The sequence below is a fragment of the Natronolimnobius baerhuensis genome, from assembly GCF_002177135.1.
GTDB lineage: Archaea > Halobacteriota > Halobacteria > Halobacteriales > Natrialbaceae > Natronolimnobius > Natronolimnobius baerhuensis.
The window spans coordinates 120,111-138,073 of the sequence record NZ_MWPH01000005.1 but is presented as its reverse complement, the minus strand read 5'-3'; the positions used below and the strand labels follow the sequence as shown (position 1 = coordinate 138,073).

16 protein-coding genes and 3 pseudogenes are annotated in these 17,963 nt (G+C 51.1%); 13 read left to right on the top strand and 6 right to left on the bottom strand.

Translation table 11 applies throughout. From position 1 onward, the window contains the following. Positions 1–72: 72 nt before the first annotated feature. From B2G88_RS18490 to B2G88_RS19300, 3 genes and pseudogenes are all read right to left on the bottom strand, one after another. Positions 73–636: a hypothetical protein gene (locus B2G88_RS18490; protein WP_140408918.1), complete on the bottom strand. Its 564-nt coding sequence runs from the start codon at positions 634–636 to the stop codon at positions 73–75. Further along, entirely contained in the window at positions 629–1,024 is a 396-nt protein-coding gene (locus B2G88_RS18485) for a hypothetical protein (protein ID WP_140408917.1), read from the bottom strand. The genes B2G88_RS18490 and B2G88_RS18485 overlap by 8 nt, the downstream gene beginning before the upstream one ends. Before the next feature lie 61 nt (positions 1,025–1,085). Continuing rightward, positions 1,086–1,181 (bottom strand): annotated as a pseudogene (locus B2G88_RS19300) (IS6 family transposase); the annotation flags it as partial. 856 nt (positions 1,182–2,037) lie between these two features. On the opposite strand from B2G88_RS19300, the pseudogene B2G88_RS20020 reads away from it, so the two are divergent. The 6 genes and pseudogenes from B2G88_RS20020 (at position 2,038) to B2G88_RS18450 (ending at position 5,782) form a co-directional block, all read left to right on the top strand. Then, positions 2,038–2,231 (top strand): annotated as a pseudogene (locus B2G88_RS20020) (hypothetical protein). After that, positions 2,228–2,533 (top strand): hypothetical protein, encoded by a 306-nt coding sequence (locus B2G88_RS18475; RefSeq protein WP_054861941.1) that lies wholly within the window; start codon positions 2,228–2,230, stop codon positions 2,531–2,533. Before B2G88_RS20020 ends, B2G88_RS18475 begins: the two are co-directional and overlap by 4 nt. A 246-nt stretch (positions 2,534–2,779) precedes the next feature. Beyond that, positions 2,780–3,115, top strand: a pseudogene (locus tag B2G88_RS20015) (DUF7558 family protein). A gap of 51 nt (positions 3,116–3,166) precedes the next feature. Beyond that, positions 3,167–3,769 carry a winged helix-turn-helix domain-containing protein gene (locus B2G88_RS18465; protein WP_087715623.1) on the top strand — a complete coding sequence of 201 codons (603 nt, stop codon included), beginning with the start codon at positions 3,167–3,169 and terminating at the stop codon, positions 3,767–3,769. Beyond that, positions 3,766–4,266, top strand: a complete 501-nt coding sequence (locus B2G88_RS18460) for a hypothetical protein (protein ID WP_087715622.1) — start codon at positions 3,766–3,768, stop codon at positions 4,264–4,266. The genes B2G88_RS18465 and B2G88_RS18460 overlap by 4 nt, the downstream gene beginning before the upstream one ends. Positions 4,267–4,918: 652 nt before the next feature. Continuing rightward, positions 4,919–5,782 carry a DNA-binding protein gene (locus tag B2G88_RS18450; RefSeq protein ID WP_054862015.1) on the top strand — a complete coding sequence of 288 codons (864 nt, stop codon included), beginning with the start codon at positions 4,919–4,921 and terminating at the stop codon, positions 5,780–5,782. A 145-nt stretch (positions 5,783–5,927) separates the two neighbouring features. Here the strand turns inward: B2G88_RS18450 and B2G88_RS18445 are convergent, their stop codons facing one another. Together B2G88_RS18445 and B2G88_RS18440 are read right to left on the bottom strand one after the other, a co-directional pair. Further along, positions 5,928–6,629: a DUF6884 domain-containing protein gene (locus tag B2G88_RS18445; RefSeq protein WP_054861942.1), complete on the bottom strand. Its 702-nt coding sequence runs from the start codon at positions 6,627–6,629 to the stop codon at positions 5,928–5,930. A 2-nt stretch (positions 6,630–6,631) separates the two neighbouring features. After that, positions 6,632–8,836 carry a queuine tRNA-ribosyltransferase tRNA-guanine transglycosylase gene (locus tag B2G88_RS18440; RefSeq protein ID WP_087715621.1) on the bottom strand — a complete coding sequence of 735 codons (2,205 nt, stop codon included), beginning with the start codon at positions 8,834–8,836 and terminating at the stop codon, positions 6,632–6,634. A 250-nt stretch (positions 8,837–9,086) separates the two neighbouring features. Here B2G88_RS18440 and B2G88_RS20265 point away from each other — a divergent pair, with 250 nt between their 5' ends. From B2G88_RS20265 to B2G88_RS18405, 7 genes are all read left to right on the top strand, one after another. Continuing rightward, positions 9,087–9,428 (top strand): DUF7344 domain-containing protein, encoded by a 342-nt coding sequence (locus tag B2G88_RS20265; RefSeq protein ID WP_449406700.1) that lies wholly within the window; start codon positions 9,087–9,089, stop codon positions 9,426–9,428. A 270-nt stretch (positions 9,429–9,698) separates the two neighbouring features. Next, positions 9,699–10,733: a tRNA-guanine transglycosylase gene (locus B2G88_RS18435; protein WP_176393293.1), complete on the top strand. Its 1,035-nt coding sequence runs from the start codon at positions 9,699–9,701 to the stop codon at positions 10,731–10,733. Further along, the gene (locus B2G88_RS18430; protein WP_054861943.1) at positions 10,730–11,629 is read left to right on the top strand and encodes a hypothetical protein; all 900 of its coding nucleotides are present in this window, start codon (positions 10,730–10,732) and stop codon (positions 11,627–11,629) included. The genes B2G88_RS18435 and B2G88_RS18430 overlap by 4 nt, the downstream gene beginning before the upstream one ends. Further along, positions 11,626–12,783, top strand: a complete 1,158-nt coding sequence (locus B2G88_RS18425) for a BREX system ATP-binding domain-containing protein (protein WP_054861944.1) — start codon at positions 11,626–11,628, stop codon at positions 12,781–12,783. The genes B2G88_RS18430 and B2G88_RS18425 overlap by 4 nt, the downstream gene beginning before the upstream one ends. Positions 12,784–12,878: 95 nt before the next feature. Next, complete coding sequence (locus B2G88_RS19295; protein WP_140408916.1) at positions 12,879–13,946, top strand: PDDEXK family nuclease; 1,068 nt, start codon at positions 12,879–12,881, stop codon at positions 13,944–13,946. Between the two features lie 764 nt (positions 13,947–14,710). Beyond that, complete coding sequence (locus B2G88_RS19290) at positions 14,711–15,199, top strand: hypothetical protein (RefSeq protein WP_140408915.1); 489 nt, start codon at positions 14,711–14,713, stop codon at positions 15,197–15,199. Positions 15,200–15,437: 238 nt separating this feature from the next. Beyond that, entirely contained in the window at positions 15,438–16,373 is a 936-nt protein-coding gene (locus tag B2G88_RS18405; RefSeq protein WP_087715619.1) for an ArdC-like ssDNA-binding domain-containing protein, read from the top strand. A 155-nt stretch (positions 16,374–16,528) separates the two neighbouring features. On the opposite strand, the gene B2G88_RS19765 is transcribed toward B2G88_RS18405, so the two are convergent. After that, positions 16,529–17,767 (bottom strand): phospholipase D-like domain-containing protein, encoded by a 1,239-nt coding sequence (locus B2G88_RS19765; RefSeq protein ID WP_176393292.1) that lies wholly within the window; start codon positions 17,765–17,767, stop codon positions 16,529–16,531. Positions 17,768–17,963 lie beyond the last annotated feature (196 nt).

Sequence of the window (17,963 nt, the reverse complement as noted above, 5' to 3'; positions counted from 1 at the left end):
ATACAGAATACCCGGAATTCCACCAAGACATCCAGAGAATCAGGAAAGCGGTAACCGAGTAAAGACCTGTTCTTAGCCTTCTTCAGAGATATCTCGAAAGATTTGATTGAGGTCACGTGTCTTATCCGACATTTGATCACGTACATCGCCTTGGTCAAACCCTGTTCCCTCATCACCCTCTGAAGGGAACAAGACATCAACCGAGTTTCTACACCGCTCTAAACGAGGCTTACCCAGGTAGATCGAAATAGGGTAATCCCCGTTCTTATCTTCGTTTGTTCTGGTCTGATAGTACACCAACGGCATTGGATAGAAATCATCAATATCAGGATCAAATTCGGTGGCTGAGTGCAGATCTAACACGACAGAGTACGCGTTTTCGAAGTTAGGGAGTTCAGTATTCACCTCATCGTTGACCTTGAACTTGAACGGAGAGGATTGCCGCAGACTTCCACGAGTTCGAATGACGGTGAAAGACCTCTCGAAAAGGATCTGGTTGTTCCGGTCCAGTTTTGGGTCGTACCCTCGTTCACGAGCCCGTTCTTGCAGCCACTCTAAGAACTCTATTTTCGCCGGAACGTAGTTTGGTGAGTAACTGGTGAACTCGGTAAAGTTGGTCATAGCATTTTTACTCATCGTTGTTTTCGGTAGCTGAGTACGCAATGACTTGGAGGATTTCCCCTGGTGAGAGGTTTAGGGCAGTTCGTTCAGCTTTGGGGAGTGTGACTGTGTAATCCTCGTCGAGAGTGTGCTTGAATACTGCTTGTTGGTCAGGATCGATCACAGAACGTGGATCTGGGCGTTGTTGAGCAACAGGTGAAGGTTGATCGTCTCCTAATACTCTGTCTAAGGCCATGCCTGCGTACTTACTGGGGTACCAGCCTTCATCACCTACCTGTTGGCTTGCCAGCTGTACAACAGTCTTAAGTGCTTCTTCGAAACTTCCTGCGTTGGATCCGGTTTGCTCCCGATGAATCTCTTGAACCACTTGCATCAAGTCATTCGATATCTGTGGACGCGACATGGGCATGTACATATGTACGTACCTATGTACATAGTTGTTTGGATGGCATTTCTCATCGTGTTTAGTTACGCGAATTCCACCAGACGGCGAAGGCTTGTAACCACGTTTCGGCGGTTGATGGATCGACGTGGCTGAAGCTATTACTGAACGAGGAGGTACTTTCGTTTACACTCCCAGACGTTATGTCCGACTCGGCTGCTGGTACAGTGATGGTGATAGTAGTGGTTGATTCGTTCATCGTGGTGAAATGGGGCGTTCGAGTGGAGTCGGTTCCGCAGAGAACGACAACCCAATCTCGACGACAACAGTTTCACATCCAACTTCGCTCCGACACCGCCACCCACAGAAGACACAACGTGAATAAACGGGTACAATGCGGTCTCACTGCTTCCTGTTCCTTCTATTCAGTCATGTCAAGATTATGACGACTATGGCTCAGGAACTGCGACATTAGCCACTACCTCACCTGTACTTAACGCAGAGGGTGTAAACCTATCATGCTCTAAGGATTTTAACAGAGCCATCTTCCGTGTTCTATGGGTTGGATAACCAATTCCAAAGAATCAGTGAATCGAAAAGAGCGTCCTCCGTTCGGTTACCAGCAGTGTGCAATGCTTGAGCCCCGCATGCTGCGGGAGAACCGGACGCACTCACATGACAATCGATCAGATTCCACTGCTGGGCCTGCTTGCTCCGTTAATCGATCAGACACGTGAGTTCGCTCGAGATGGTTTGTCGCCCCCGGGAGGGACGCGGGGTTCGACTGAAACCACCGCAGAAACCAATGCGAACAAACAACGTAGCACCAGCGTCGCCAGACGCTGAGACGACTCGGTTACTGAAGCGAGGTATCACCAGATGACCAATCGCAACGAGTGTCGATTACCGACCTGTACGAGACTCACTCGCAATCAAGCAGGATACGCTGGCCGATTCTGTTCGGACAGCTGTGAAGTCCGTCATGAGCATCTGCAGGCAGACGCCTGGGATGTGGCACAGGAGGATGCGTACTGATGCTTGAGCAGATTGATCATCGAGGCAAGCGCTTCACAATTGAGGAGGATATCGTCGACGAACAGAGTATTGAACACCGTCGGCAAGCAGTTGCCCTCGACAGGCCCAGCGAGAACTCCGCGAACTCGAGCGTGCGAAAGCGGTCGCTGGACCAGTCGGTGCAAATCCCGACGTCGAGGTGCTCAACCGATGACGCCAGACGATCCTGATCCACACGACATCCCCGGATTCGACCGCGCACTCGGTGTCGATGATCCGGTTCCCGACTCGGAGTACGGTGATCAGGGGTACCACCCGGAACGTGACGCCACCGATGACGGTCACGTTCCCATCGACGATCTTCACGAGGCGCTCCTCGAGGCCGAACAGATACTGAGAGAGATCGATGAACAACTTCCCGACCCACTGACGCTCAACAGCTCGCTCACTGAACTGGGTGCTACCGCAGATGCGTATGCTCGGCTCGATCCTGAGCACCGCAACAGCGGGGAGTGAGCCGACGTACTCAGCCTAGTCGCTCGTCGGAGGTAGACTCTATGTATCTACCTTTGAGTTGGGCAACTTCTGCAGTTCTGAAGAAAGGAGACTGGCCTTAACCAACAGATCCGAGTAGTTTCCCCAATTTTGTTGGTTAACACTCGCGGAACTAGACCTTGTTCTACCACTTCATCTGCTACCAACATACCTGTCTTCCAGCGCGGGTGGACGGCCGCTCGCGACGCCTGTGAGGAGGGAACGTAAATGCAGCAGATCCTCTCCGGATGTGACTTCTGCGATGCACTCCCCAACTCTGATCTGGGCGAAGCCCATACTTGAGGGACGGACGAACGGGTCACTCACCCGATCTGCGTCGATTGTGAGATCCAGACACAGCCAGATCCCGACGAGCACAACCACCACGCCTGTGACGAGTGCAGACTCATCGTCGACACACTCGCAGCACTCACGCGGTTTCGAGTGGAACTCGGTCACTTGGGAGGACCACTGCAACTGTGTGCGCAGTGTAGTCCCGGTGGACCAGCCACGTACTGGACTCGCGACCTCGAGGAGAATCTCGTCGCGTCGCCGGAGGAGTGACCCCAAACACTCTTTACTGTTTCACTGTAAACTGTAATCAAGTCCAAAGTCATGTCACGTACCTCAAACCGATCCAACGGCGACGTCATCCGCGACTTCCTCTCGGTCGCGGACCTGCTTGAGGAGCCGCAACTCGCTCAGCTGTATGCGTATATCGATCAAGAGGAGGAAGTGACCGTCCAAGAGATGATGGACGCTCTTGGCCTCGCGCAGGGGACAGCATACACCTACGTCAACCGGCTGGTTGACGCTGGCGTCCTCGAGGCGACGACTGACGAGCAACCACGGACGTATGTCGCGAGCGATATCGACCTGACCGTCACAGCTTCCGATGGGACTCGAGAATACACGATCACGCCAGCGCTCATCGATGCCGTCGGACGTCGCACGACCGACAATGATATCGATACATACATCGATCGGCACGGAATCGCGGGCCTCGCGACGGCACTCACCTATACTGTCGACCGGGAGCAGGGGGAGGTCACCCATCGGCTGATGGCTCGTGATCTCGATATCTCGCCGCTCGCCGCCGAAATCATCCTGCAGGCACTTCGACCGATCGTCCACGAACACTTCGATATCGAGGAGGCAGGCGCGTCGGTCGCGGATATCGAGGATGCTGACCGGGACATCGCCGGCGACGACGCGTGAGCGCCATCCATATAGCTGATACCGGTCTGTTCGTCGCGATGGGGAAACCGTCGAACCGTCGGTATCAGGTCGTCCGAACGTTTGCACGCCGGAACGACATGACGTTCGTCCTCCCGGAACGTGTCTACGACGAACTGACCGTCAACGCGCCCGACGTCGAGACACCGCCGGTCGACACGGCAATCGACGAAGGGTGGGCACGAGTCGCAGAGCCGTTGGAGTATACGAACGCGCTCGTGTCACGGACGATGGACGGTGTCCAGCGGTACATCGCGAACGCTGATGATCGCCCTGCCGACGAGATCGAACGTGCAGATCCAGCGCTCGCCGGGGTCGCCGCCCAAGCGTTCGGCGACGAGACCGCTGGCCACGCTTACATCTACACGACGGATACCCTCGCTGGAGAAGGGGCTGAAAATGTCTTCGCCAGTGAGGGCTACGGTGATTCGGTCACGTACGTGAACGGCTTCCGCTTCGTCGAAGATCTTCTCGAGTAAGCCACTCCTCGTTGGGTCCGCACACCGGTCACTGCGGAGCAAAATTCGATATCAGCCCGCCAGCGATGGCCGTTACCGTCTCGAAAGCCCTCGGCCGTTAGCTCGGGAGAGCTTGCTCTCTCGTTGCTCGACATCCCGCGACCCACGCTGCGCTCCTCGTGTCTGCGGTGCTTGCGGAGTCGGGGGACGACCGAGACAGCCTCGCCCTTTCTGATTCCACCAGGATGTCGGCTGTGTCACTGAGCGTCGAACCCGGTTGAACAGGTTATTTGTTACGGCACGCCCCGCTCGTCGCTTCCGCCCTCCGCATCGCTCGCGACCGACCATTCCGGGCATGCGGCGAGCAAACTCGCCGTTCCGGGCTGAAATGAATCTGGTCTCGACGCCAGCATTAAGCACGTTTTCGGTTGCGCCCCTCGCGGGCCGGACACGAAAAACGGCTTAAAGCTGGCCGCTCGCTTCGGGCGGGTCGGCGCGCGGTTCTGGTTGTCTGTGCATTATTGGGACGCTCTCGCTCGCGCCCACAGGGGACGCGAGCGAAGGCGCGAGCGAGAGCGCACATGTTGGATGAGTTGGTCGATGTCGAGAGCCACGACTGGAGAGTCGTGGTGTCGGAAGAAGACGCCGAGTGAGCGCCTTCGGAAATACAGCAATGTCTAGTACAAACTCAACCAGTAAGGTCGTTTCGGTGGATGAACAGGCATACGAACAGGCGGACGCTCGAGCGGAGCACGATCCTGAGTCGGAAGACGTCGTCGACGAGACCCCGGAGTTCCGGGCGACGGTCGAGATGGAGATTCAGGCGAAAGTCGATGCAAACCACCCTGATGGGATCGCCGATACGAGTGAAGAACGGATCTACGGTGCAACCCTAGCTCAGGAAGAGCGCATTCGGGCTCGAGAGGAAGAACTCGAGCGAATCAGTGCCCAAGCCGAGTTCGGTCGTCAGAAAGGTCGAGCAAGGCGGACCCGGAACGAAGTCGAAGCGATACGTCGTGAGCAGCGACGGTCGGAACGTCAGATCGATCCCCGTGAAACACTCGAGTGCGAGCAGTTGGCGAACGTCAATCGGCAGGCACAGCGCTTGGCCGACGACGTCCACGGTGGGTACAGTCGAGCAGTCATCGCGAAGCGAATCGCGAGTCGCATCCTCGAAGGATCGGCGCTGTTTGAGGCCGTGATGGAGACGAAAGAAGAGTTATTGCATGAGGCAGGTACGGTCGTTCCAATCGGGAGACTCGAGGAGGTCAATCGCGGTGAAGTCAGCGTCGAAGGTCGTGTGATCGAACTCTGGGAGCCAGCCTGCTCGAGTCAACAGCAGGTTGGTCTGCTCGAGGACGGCAGTGGAAGGACGAAGTTCACGATTTGGAAAGCAAGTCGGCAGACGAAGGTCCGAGAGGGTGAGCGAGTTCGGTTCAGGGCGGCGGCGAAGAACTGGTTCAACGGTCGGTGTTCGATTGCACTCACTCGATGGTCGGAAATCCAGTTCCCAGAGCGCGGTCAGTGGTGGGAATAGCCGGTCGTGACCCCTTTTTTGCTGGTGTGTAGCGATCACCGCCACCTCCCACCACCTCCACGGTCCGGGCTGCTCACGGTAGAATCCGTTGCGCTGCCGGGCTTTCGCTGAAAATGAAGGGGGTCTAACAGACTCCAATTGACTACTAAAATTCAGTCAAATCTTTCTGCGAAGTGGGTTCAGAGAGACATGCAGATCTCACATCGTCAAGTGATTCGACCTCTGTACCTGTAGCAAGATTTCCTGCAACGTTTTTCAGGTATGTTCCTTTGAGTGCGACGACAATCGACCCGTGTTCTTTTGCCTGCTCTGTACGAGCAGGGATGGAGATGACATTCTTATGCTGATCTGCAAGGTTCTCTTGGTTAAAGGTCACACCAAGTGTCTTTTCAGATAACATGGGCAATACCTCGGATAGATCTAACGCTCGATAGTAATCATTTCCAAGTGCGAAGAAGACGATATCATACGAATTGGACGTTAATAGATCAATTGCACACTCAGTGATCTCTAATGAAGTTGCTCGAGAATCGATCTCGCTTGCAGTCATCTCTGCGAACGTGACGTCGTATGGAGGGAGCGCGTCATCTTCTTCTACGAGTCCAAATCCCGCACTGATGAAGTATCGGTCGACAGAATTTTCGTTTGATCGAAGTGAATCGACAGCTTCGTCGATGTAGCGCTGTTGGCGACCATCGTATAGCTTTCGTGCTGGTAGACAGACTGCATCATTACGATTACAAAGCGCTTCGAGTCCGGCCTCGTCAATTGCTGGTGCAGCGAAGACAGGACTCTCATCCGGATACGACTTCTTATTCGAGCACTGGTCGATGATGAGTATGTCCATGATTAGTACTCCATCAGGCCTTTTTGGACCATAAACTCTGGTAGGAATTTACTGTCGTACTCAAGTCGGTCGAGAACAGCAGTTCGGAGGTTCTGTGCCTGATCAAATGACTCGAGAGTACATTCTTGTTGTTCGAGATCCTCAACAACGTTCTGTTGGATTTCCTCCTTCGGATCGTACACGAAGACGTTCTGATATCGTGCACAGAATTCATCAACTGAGGTCGCCACCGTCTCAGAAGCGTCTGAAAGTGACGTTGGTGAGTCTGACCACCACTCGTAGATCCCAGTTTCGTTCACAGTCCCGATCTCCGCTACGGGTAGGTCATGAACGGCCGACCAGAAATCCGTTCGTTCAGTAAGGAGATATCCTTCAACGGAACTGTGTTTTGTGATCTTGTCTGTAGCCGGCGTCACGATGAGTGTCTTCGGTAGCGCTTCTTGGAACTGGTCGTAGAAGCGCTTCGTGTTGTGAAATCCACGACGCCGATTGCGGTTATTTGCACGGAAGATGGCAACTTCTATCCCATGTTGATTGCAGATTCGGCAGCCACATTTGGTCCACGGCTCTTCCCGAAGAAGACGCTTGTACTCCTCGAGAAGGTTCTCATCACCGATCCAAGATGCATAATCGTCGACGAGTGTCCAAATCTGATCGAAGGTAGCGACAGAGTCAGACTCGTTCTCGTGCTGTTTGATTGCTTCTGCCATTCTGGGGAACGAATTCTCGAAGTGATCATGAGCAGTATCGATCAATGATTGGTACTCGTTGAAGTCGATAGGAGACTCAGAATCGTCGTCTCGAAGGAGTTTGATTATTTTCTTGCGGAGCGGACGGCTAAAACTTGCCCGAAGCTCACGACCGTGGGCGTAGTGATCTCGGAAGTGGTCCTCAACATCGCGAAGCAAGCGACGATCGTACCCTTCGTCGTGCCTATGTTCTTTCAGGTACGGACCTAACTCATTGAGTGCTTGTTCTGCCTGGGCGGCCCACTCGTGGATTGCCTGTGAAATGGATTCGCCATTGTCGAAGGCACGAAGTGAATGGAGAAGTTCCTGCCCGCGAAGAGCGATCTGAATGCGCTTATCGAGTGAATCTCTATTGGATCCAAATCGGACACGAAGTGCATCGTAGCGGCGGTCACTATCGAGGTGATAGTTATCACCACCTGTCCATGCTGATCGAAGCATACTCGCACTGTCAAAACTCGTCATTCCGGTTCGGCCGATCGATTCGAACGCATCGGTCTTTGCAAATCCGAAAACGTGAGTATCGACCCGTGTCTTACGGTCTCGTTCGTGTTCTTTTACTGCGTTCCCGACACCGGTAACGATGTCTCTGATTCGACTTGCATTGCTTCCAGCAACACCACCAATTCCGACGTACTGATATCCAAGATCTAGAACTTGATCAGCCGCTCGAGCATACGACATTGGATCCCATCCCTGAATTGCGACCATCAGGCGGAAGGAGTAACCGTTGTCATCGTACAACTGTTTCATCTCCGCAGCATTATCGAGCGTCAATTGATAGCGGAATTCCGTATCATCTTCCCGATAGACGGCCCTTGGATCATCCCGAAGTCGTTCAAGAATTGTCGCCAAATCGCCTTCGAAGTCAGCCTCACTGAAAGGTTCAATGGATGAGTTATTGATGATCGTTTGATCGTAGTCAGAGACATACTCTGGCCATTCTGTAGGCCATTCATCAATCATGAGATCAACTTCGCCAGTCAGTTCTTCAGGAAGATCACTGGGAGTAAGCAATGAATCTGCGAAAGCACGCTTATCCAGATAGAGACGAGTCTCGTGACCAGAACCGAGAACAAGGTGATCAATCGTCACGCCGACCGTGACGTCGAGTTCTTCGTAGAATTCCAGCATCTCGTCGTTGCCGTAGGGAGGAAATGGGAGCGATTTGTAACCCCACGCACCACAGTCACTAATCGTTGGAAGCCAATCAGGTACGTTGAGTCCTGACTGTTCGGTGTACACACCGTGTGATGTGAGTTGATCAAACTTCGACGCACTCTCTTCGACTTGCTCTCTCGAAATTAAAACGCCGTCTATCGGAGTCGTTTCATAGTCAAAGATATCCCAAATATACTGGAGTTGACGATCGTCTTTCGCAAGTTCCGAATGCTCGTCGTGTTCGAAATCGTAGTGAGCGTCGACGTTGTCGTCCCATTCAGGAACGTAGAACCTCACAGATGATATTCACCATACGATGGTTACTCGCTCTCGCATATGAATCTCCCCATCCGACCGAATTATTGTACTGCTGATTTGGTATGGTATCTACATTTAGGGAACTGACTCGTCTACACGCTTTGCACCTCCAGTCCGTTTTTTTGAGCCCGTAAGGGCGAGGGCTCGTCCTCGAAGACAATGAACTATAGAAGACCAAAAATTCAGATCGGTACAATAGCTAAAAGAACTGATCAAGTAGTGGGTGAATATGAGTAACCAATTTTCACCTACTGACGCATATAAGTTGCTCGGCAATGAGCGTCGTTTACTTACAGTAAAATATCTCTCACTCTTTGATTCGAGGTGTACAATTGATGTACGCCAAATAGCACGTGTAATCCGAAGTGTCGAAACGGACACACCCCCTCGAGCAGTTCCAACTAGTGACTACGAATCAGCATATAACAGTCTGATTCAACAGCACCTTCCAAAAATCGATGAAGCAGGGCTTATTGAATATAATGAAGATCGGAAAACCGTAGTGAGAAAGAAGGATTTAGACAACTATTTGCTCCTTATTTCAATCGGAGAAGCGACAATATGTGACTGACGATTACTATCTGCCTGACTTTCTCAGATGATTTTTATATATGATGGACATATAACTCATCGTATTTCTAAGAACAGCATAGACGTTCTAATCTCCCCTAGATCTATTGGAGACAGAGTCATTGCTTCTTGAAACACTGGTTCAGCGCATTATTCAGGTTGATTATAACAACGATGGAATTTGGAGACTTTAGCTGAATTGCTATTCAACCACTTCGAGTCTGTATTGAGCTATTATCTATTTAACATGAACAGCAACAGATGTCTGTGAATGCTGTACCGACAACGGACGCTTGAACTCCCACGAGGGGATCTCAAAACTCCTGTACTCTTTCCTGTTCGGAACCTAGGAAAGCGCTCAAGCGACAATACGCCAGGATACGTGGATACAGTTCCCGATCTTCCAACGGCGATGATTAACGCTCGAGCAATCAGGAACCGAGATCCAATGTGGAACAGACTAACAAATGGTGTATCACTTCGCGAAGAGATGGATGTGCCCACGAAGACAATTGTGTTCGCTGATAGTGGTGGGTACGATTTCTCTACCGAAGAATTAGATACAACTCCTGAAAAGACGCTCGAGACACAACGATTGCTCGAAGCGGATATTTTCGGGACGGTGGATCTACCGATATCAAGGGATAACCGAGTTGCAGAGAACCAACATCGAATCGATCAAAGTGTTGAACTTGCTCTTGAGGCGAGTGATCATCACGATAGTTCCGAACCGCTGTTCGCCAGCGTTCACGGATACGATCCAGAAACGGTTCGTAACACAATCCAATACTTAGAGCGCCATGGTGACTTCGATGGGTACGCACTTGGAAGCCTTGTTCCCGTTCGAACAGATTACACAAAGACGACGAAGTTGATCCTTGCCGCAAGGACAACGACTGACAAACATCTCCATGTGTATGGACTGGGTGGACTCGTCTATCAACCACTCTTACTCTACCTTGGAGTGGACAGTTTCGATTCCTCCGCGTTCATTCGAAGCGCTGGTAACCGAAACTACCTGATACCTGGGTTTGGTGGTGAAGAACTGGCCCAAATAGACGAGTTAGAATACCTCCCATGTTCCTGCCCAGTCTGTGGGTCCAGAACTCTCGACGATATTCGAGAGGACCGCGACGCTCTAACACGCCACAACCTGTGGGCGATGGCAACTGAGTTACGTCGATTTCGGTATGTCGACGAATCAGGAAAAGACATTGAAGATTATCTTGACCTTCGATTTCAGGGAAACGAAGTAACCCAACGTGCGTATAAGACCGCTAAACAGCAAGTTAGGAGGCTTACGTGACATCAGAACGAGCGACCATTCGACCGGTTACATTGGGTCGCCTCACAGAGCTTACCTATATTTGTGAGAGCGCCAGCAAAACAACTGAAGCTATAGAAGAGAGACTACACGTCAGTCATCGACGGGCACGGGAAACGGTTCTAGAAGCAACCCGTATTGGCCTACTCTCTGAACAGAATTCAGAAGATGAACCAGAATACTATACGACACCAGTTGGTGAAAGATTTCTAGACACAATCAAAGCCAAAGAGTGGACACAAGCAGACGAAATACTGGCTGTTCGAAGCCCACATTATGGTACATTCCTCGATGCACTCGATGAGCTCAGTCCAGCAAGTCAAAACGAGATCCTCGACTACCTGGAGAGTGAACTCGAGTACTCTCCATATTCGTTCAATCAGACAGGAATCGAGATTGTTGGAGACTGGGGAGAACGTCTCGGTGGAATTCAGCGAAATGCGTTCACTGGCAAGTACTATGTAGTCGAGAGTAACGACGTACCAGCGAATTTTCAGTTTGTCTTTCTCGAGGAATACGACTCCCTCGAGGAAACTGCCGGTGTCGATCTCAGGCAACGCTACCTCTCAATCCCGCGGTTACGTGAACGAACCTGTGAGAGACTTCAGTGTTCCCGTGGTGCTTTCGATAGTGCGCTTGCTACACTGTGCCAAGAGAACGTTGGCAAACTCGAGTTATCGGGTGCACCATTGGATACGGCCGCGAAAGAGTCGGTACTGGGTATCAAAGAAATCGCACTTGCTGACGGTGACTCGTTAGTCTCGACATCCCAGTCAACACAGCAGGTTATGGCTGGACTTGAACAGTTCGACAAACAGTACTACTACCTCGCGGTATACGACCGCGACATCACGTTTACTTCCAATTCAAACCAATGAGCGAAGCGTTCGATATCAGCGATACGGAACAGAATTACAGTCACTTCGATCTCGATAGTAACCCCTTCCCGTATAGCCCAGTTCCCTCAGAAAACCCCGAGATATATTGTGGGCAAGACCATGCAACCGCTGCAATCAGTTCGACAGTGTCTGCAACGTTATCGACAGGTAAATCGAAGCATCTTGTCGTCACTGGAAAATACGGAAACGGAAAGTCGCATACACTCAAATATACTCGTTCACTGTTGCGGGATCAGGGTGATGTCGTCGTTGGTTACGTTGCACAACCAGGTGATGGATTCCTCGATATCTATCACGAGTTCATGTACGATCTCGGATTTTCTCGAGTCCAAGAAATTGCGTACGAGTTCCTCGCAACGGTAGCACGTGATGTCACAGATACCAATCCCGTTGGAGCGAACGGGATGCAGTCGCTGATTGATGATGGTGATGTTCTGCTCTCAGAACTCATCCCAACAGCGGTCAAGCGACTAAGCGATGTAACTCAGTTCGCTGATTTCGCAAGAGCGATCGTTCACATGGTGTATGAGGATACGAATTTGTATGCATGGCAATGGTTGACCGGTGAAGGGATACGGTACGAACAGCGGAAAGAGATGGAGATTCACACCGCTCTCGACGACGATACGATGGGGGTCCGAGCATTTACAGCGATGAAGAATTTGTTGCTAGAATTGGGCTACACGGCAGTCTTCGTCTTTGTTGATGAGTTTGAAAGCATCTCGCGTCTTTCATCAAAAGATGAGCAAGCAACCCTGAACAGTATTCGCCATTTAATGGACCAGAATAGTATGGGCCTCTGTATGTTGTTTGGTTGTGCGCCAGAAGTCTGGCAAGACGTGATGAGTGAATATCACGCATTTAGTGAACGAATCGGACAAGAGGTAGCGTTACGACCATTAACGGATGACCATTTGTACGCACTCATCGAACAATATCTAGATCGGGAACGAACAGGAGCTGGAAAGCAATCTGAAATTCATCCGTTCACAGAGGAGGCTCTCGACCTAATTCTACAACGTTCTCAAGGAAACATTCGACAGGTGCTATCCGTTTGCAGTCGTCTTCTTGATACTGCTGCAGTAGAGCAGAAAGAACGCATCTCCGGCGAATTTGTTCAAGAATCTATCTGAGAGAGTCGGGCGTTTGGACGTTATCCGACATTCAAGTCATAATGGAAATGAGATTCTTGAGAACAACTATATGAATGCATTAGAGTGACAATCGTATGTCGGAAAATTCGACTGCCTCTGAACGTTCAATTGAAGATATCCTTGCGCAGTCACCCTCCATTTTAGCCTCTATCATTGATGTAGAAGCCAATGAGTTAATTCCTGTAGCACGGCAACAATCACTGCCATCTGGGCGCACTGACCTCGTCTATCTCGCCGGTAATGATATCATTTTGATTGAACTCAAAGTAGTCAAAGCCACGGAAGATCATGTTAACCAACTCTCGGCATACGTCCATGATTGTCAAAACAAAGGAACGGAACCCGCGTTTGCCAAAGATAGAAACCTACGACCGATTCTGCTAGCTCCTCAAATTCCGTCGGATGTTCGTTCAAGTTGTACAGATAGTGACCTCGAGCCGATTACATACGAGTTGAGTCACGTTCTTGAGGAATATCAAGAAACGCTATTTGCTGACCTTGCCCATTTTCAGGTCAAGGGTGTCGTCACGTCCGTTGCTGGACTTAGTCTGATTAACCGGTATCTGGAATTCTTAGCTTCGCGTCAAGGACCAGTCACGGTAAGCGAGGCGGCCGTAGAATACGATTACATCGGTAAGGGATCATCAAATAATCCAGAATCACGAGTCCGTAATTTCCGTAAAGCAGGGAAAGGTCTGGAACTCGTCCAAACTACCCAAGAAGGAATGATACTTACTGAGCGAGGGGAAGAATATGTCGCAGGTGGGGATTACGAAAATCAACCATGGAATGTCACCGCTGACCAAGCAGACACGCTTATTGACCTGCTATACGAGAAGCCGTTTCATTCCGACCTCACCTATAGTCTCGTTGCACTTTTAGAGAGTGTGTTCGAACTATCCAAAAACTCCCACCCAGTCCCACGAGATCAAGTCGAAGACTGGTATGCAAGCAAAGTTGGAAAACGGGATAGCTGGGGTGAGCGGACTCGAACCGACGTCGTTCGATGGCTCAGCACATACCTCGATGAACTTGGACTCCTGTCGCGTGTCGACCGACAATTCTACATAACTCCTGAAGGCTTTCAACTCATCTCGTACGTTATGATCGATAAAGGAAAAGCGATGATACGCTCACAGTAACTGGTCTATCAACATGGTTCCCCCGAGCGTAGTTATCGATCAGTGGCGTTCGAGGAATCCAGGTGCGACGCGACAGCCACACGGACTGACTCGTGCTTCAGTCGGCCCAGTCACAACCTCCATGGTCACTGGCGAACCACAACGTGGGCAGTTGGTTTGTGAGGAACTACTCGAGTCGTCCGTCTGAGTCTCACTGCTGTCGCTCGAGCAGTCAGTCACCTCTGAATCAGGACCGTCAGTCCCGTCGCTGTCTGCGCAGAGATCTGTCTCGTTAGCCGCGAGTTCGTCACTCACATCCATCGCGATCACCGAACACAACCGCGTCTTCTGTTGGGACAGTCGGTGTAGAAAGCGATGGCATTGCTGGTGCTAGCCGATACAACCGTCGTGCGGGATGTTTATATCCCGGTAGAATGAACGGAATCATGCTTGCAAAACCCTGGTGGGTTTTGGAAGCCCGTCTCGGGTGGCTTCAACACCCGGGGCATTTCGTACCCCCTGGGAGACCGGCTTCCATTCTACTTGTTGTGCTATTGTAACATATATCTACTGATGAAGTGTGTGTAGTTAACTCGAGACTGGGCGATATCACGTCTTTGATCCTGAAACGATTCGTCCGCCTTCAGCGTACTTCAACTTTGAACGCCGTAGTACATCCCTACGTTCAAAACTCGATCTACAAAGGGTAGTGATCGACCAATATAGGTAGAGGAATTACCGGATGCAAAACAGACATATCATATCAGAATATATTATAATTGAGTATGTCGAGTCAGGAATACAGTTCAGCACAAGTAGCGATGAGAAACGTCAGTAATCCAGCGGTGTTCACACGCAATTTTCCGTCACGATTAGAGGATGCTGTACAACTTTCAAAAGTAACGCACCGTGCAAACAAACCATGGCGGTCTGCACAAATCGGTATTGAACGTCACGGCGAACTTCCAGCTTATATCAAATCACGTGGGGAAGAAGAGAATGTCATTACTCACATTGGTACTATTGAAGATGTTATTGTTAATCCAGCGGACAACCCCGATAAAGCTGACCGAATGCGTGAACACATAGCAGATCGAGATACGTGGAGTGAATATTTCGACGATGCAGATACTCTGTACCTTCTCAGTGACTGTCGGGAACTGGAGCCAGAGAACCGTTTCCCGTTTACAAGACTTAAGAAACTCGTTAACGGAGAAACTCTTCCAGCGTCTTACAGTCGTCAACCAGCATATGTACATCAGGTCGATAAATAAGCATCTGTAGTGAGCAGATAATTCATCGTTTTCAGAGTAAAACAAGCTGAGTCGTCGTGGTGACTAGATCCTCTACATCTTGCCCGACAATTCTGTCAGGATCCGGTGCTGTCCGCCTGTTGATGGAACGCTAAACTCAGAAGACGAGTTCTGAAGCACCACTCAGCTTGTGGAGGTTTTTGTGGCCGACACGGGTGACGGCCATCTCGAGTTAGTCTCGAGAGGCACGTATTCACATATGGCTGCAAGCACACCGTCCCAAGAGTCGTTCGACGATTCGAAGACTCGCCGTGATGAGATGCACAGTACAATTGAGACGTGGGTCCATGATCTTGTGGAGGAGGTCGACGACGCTGTCTCGAGTGAACAATTCAAAGACTGGCTCGACGTCCAGAGTCGGTTCCATGACTACTCCTACCGGAATACACTCCTGATCAAACTCCAGTGTCCCGAAGCAAGCCGAGTCGCCGGCTACCGAACGTGGCAAGATGAGTTCGATCGGCACGTGAAAGAAGGCGAAAACGCACTCTGGATCTGGGCACCGATCATCGCGAGACAGTGCCCTGAATGCGAGAACGCCCCATCCTACCACGAACGAATCGGCTGTGAATACGACAAGACAGAACCAGGAGAGTGGGACAAAGGTCTCGTTGGGTTCCGGCCTGCACCTGTGTTCGATATTTCCCAGACCGATGGCGAACCACTGCCGGATCTCGAGACCGAGGCATACGGATCAGGCAAAGAGCTAGCTCCAGCGCTCCTTGAAGCGGCTGAATTGCTCGAGGTAGAGGTGACGGTCGTGTCTCCTCGAAACTGGTCTCACGGGAACGCCAAGGGCATCTGTCAGTACCGTCTTGGGAGAGCACCACTCGTGAAAGTTCTCGATCAGAAAAACAAGGCAGATCTTGCTGTGACGCTCGTTCACGAGTACGCTCACGCGCTGTTACACAGCGGGACCGGTACTGAAGACGAGCGATCGAAGCGTGAACTCGAGGCCGAAGCTGTCGGCTACATCGTTGGGCGGTACTTTGGACTAGACACGAGTGGGTCAGCGTTCTACCTCGCTGCCTGGGAAGGAGATGAACCGGAGACTATTCTTGATCGACTCGAGCGCATTAGTTCAACTGCACAGGAGATCATCGACGCTGTTGAGGAAGTGATGAGCAATGAATGACTGACGGTTGTTGTTTGAGATTTTCGAGGCGCTCGAAGAACACGGTCTTGATCGGAATGAATACCAACATCAACGAGTGATCGACGTCGTAATCGTAGTAGAGTGTTCGAAAAATATCGAACCAAATCTGGGCGTCCTTTTCGACAAAGACGACATCAGTCACGATACACTTTTGGATAGAATGTGAAATTTGTTTTCCCAGTGAAGGCAGACTCGTCAATCCGATCGGGTTCTGCAATGTTCCATATTAAATCAAAATAGTCGATCGCCGTCTCGAGGACATTTGGGTCGTGCGTCTTGAGACCCGCCTCCGGATTATAAAAGAAACTGTTTTCCATGAGGTTTGCACTACCGGCGACCACCGTCCCGTCAGATGGGTTCCCGGCAATAAACAGTTTCGCGTGGATTCCGGTCTCTCCAACGTAGTTCTCATCACTCTCTTCAATCCCCCTGAGCTCATCGTGGTTACGGAACTCTTTGAATCGTGTATATGTTCGCAACTCGAGATTACCCTTGGTTTCACCAAGGCGAGTCAACAAGTGCTCTTTGAGGTTGTCCCAGCCCCGGCGACTTGGAAGGCGAAAGAGAAGCTGAATCGTAATGTCGTTTTCGAGGAGATAGCGGAATGTCGCTGTGTAGTCCTGGATGGCGAAGTTCGTCCAGGGAGACATAATCCGGAGGATTGGTTCGGTGCCTGCTTCGTGAACTGGATAATGGCAAACCTCTGAGACGGCGCTACTGAAAGTCTCCGCATCACCCGGTTGGTCGTCGCGCCACGCTTTGATCTGGTTCACCTCGTCTCGGAGGTGCGCGCTATCGTCGACGTACTGGTCCATTTGGGCGTCGTCGAGATAGTTTGGGTCGAGCATTGAGAAGACGAATGTTGTTGGACTCACTCGAAAGTCGTCTAGCTGTTGAATGATCGCCTCTAAAAGCGATTGTCGTTGTCGGTCCCATCCCTCAGAAAGTCGGTTGACTAATTCGTTGAGGCCGTGCTCACTTGCCTCGAGTCCGGATAACCGTGTCGTTAACCATTGCTGATAGGTATTGATCGGGCCCTCGTCAGCAATCGGAGTTGCGTATGCGTTACCGAAGTGTAACAATCCGTTTTCAAGAGTTACGGTAAGACCGGCATCGCGGAGTGTCGCATGAACCGTGAATTCGTCTTTTCCAAGCAGTTCGACGAGGTAGTCTGCGACGACGGGACGATTCTGTTGGCTCGCCACTGCACACACGACTGCGGCTTCATCCGAAATCGGCCATTCGACCGCGGTAGCGGATTCACTACTCATGCCGAATTGAAGGGCATCCAGAATGTGCGCCCGTTCGACAATAATATTCTCTCGGATCTCTCGAATCGTCGACTCTAACTCATCGCTGAAGATGGTATTCACGAACGTATCGAGGTCAGACCGGGTCAGATAGAGAGGGAGACTTGCTGCTGATCGTTCTGGGCGGTCGTCTGGCGGGTCAATGTCGGCTGAGTGGAGAAGGGCTTCGTTGACTGCTGGTTGATCGATTCCGAGTCGAGCACAGAGCCGGTCTGAGAGGGCCCAGGCTGCTTGTGACCGTGAATATGTCTGGCCGAGT

Excerpts from the sequence above, each read along its gene's own strand:
- B2G88_RS20265 (WP_449406700.1), top strand. The coding sequence starts at position 9,087 with ATGAGTAACCAATTTTCACCTACTGACGCATATAAGTTGCTCGGCAAT.
- B2G88_RS19290 (WP_140408915.1), top strand. The coding sequence starts at position 14,711 with ATGTCGAGTCAGGAATACAGTTCAGCACAAGTAGCGATGAGAAACGTC.
- B2G88_RS18445 (WP_054861942.1), bottom strand. The coding sequence starts at position 6,629 with ATGGACATACTCATCATCGACCAGTGCTCGAATAAGAAGTCGTATCCG.
- B2G88_RS18490 (WP_140408918.1), bottom strand. The coding sequence starts at position 636 with ATGAGTAAAAATGCTATGACCAACTTTACCGAGTTCACCAGTTACTCA.
- B2G88_RS18435 (WP_176393293.1), top strand. The coding sequence starts at position 9,699 with ATGCTGTACCGACAACGGACGCTTGAACTCCCACGAGGGGATCTCAAA.
- B2G88_RS19295 (WP_140408916.1), top strand. The coding sequence starts at position 12,879 with ATGTCGGAAAATTCGACTGCCTCTGAACGTTCAATTGAAGATATCCTT.
- B2G88_RS18405 (WP_087715619.1), top strand. The coding sequence starts at position 15,438 with ATGGCTGCAAGCACACCGTCCCAAGAGTCGTTCGACGATTCGAAGACT.
- B2G88_RS18465 (WP_087715623.1), top strand. The coding sequence starts at position 3,167 with ATGTCACGTACCTCAAACCGATCCAACGGCGACGTCATCCGCGACTTC.
- B2G88_RS18450 (WP_054862015.1), top strand. The coding sequence starts at position 4,919 with ATGTCTAGTACAAACTCAACCAGTAAGGTCGTTTCGGTGGATGAACAG.
- B2G88_RS18485 (WP_140408917.1), bottom strand. The coding sequence starts at position 1,024 with ATGTCGCGTCCACAGATATCGAATGACTTGATGCAAGTGGTTCAAGAG.
- B2G88_RS18425 (WP_054861944.1), top strand. The coding sequence starts at position 11,626 with ATGAGCGAAGCGTTCGATATCAGCGATACGGAACAGAATTACAGTCAC.
- B2G88_RS18475 (WP_054861941.1), top strand. The coding sequence starts at position 2,228 with ATGACGCCAGACGATCCTGATCCACACGACATCCCCGGATTCGACCGC.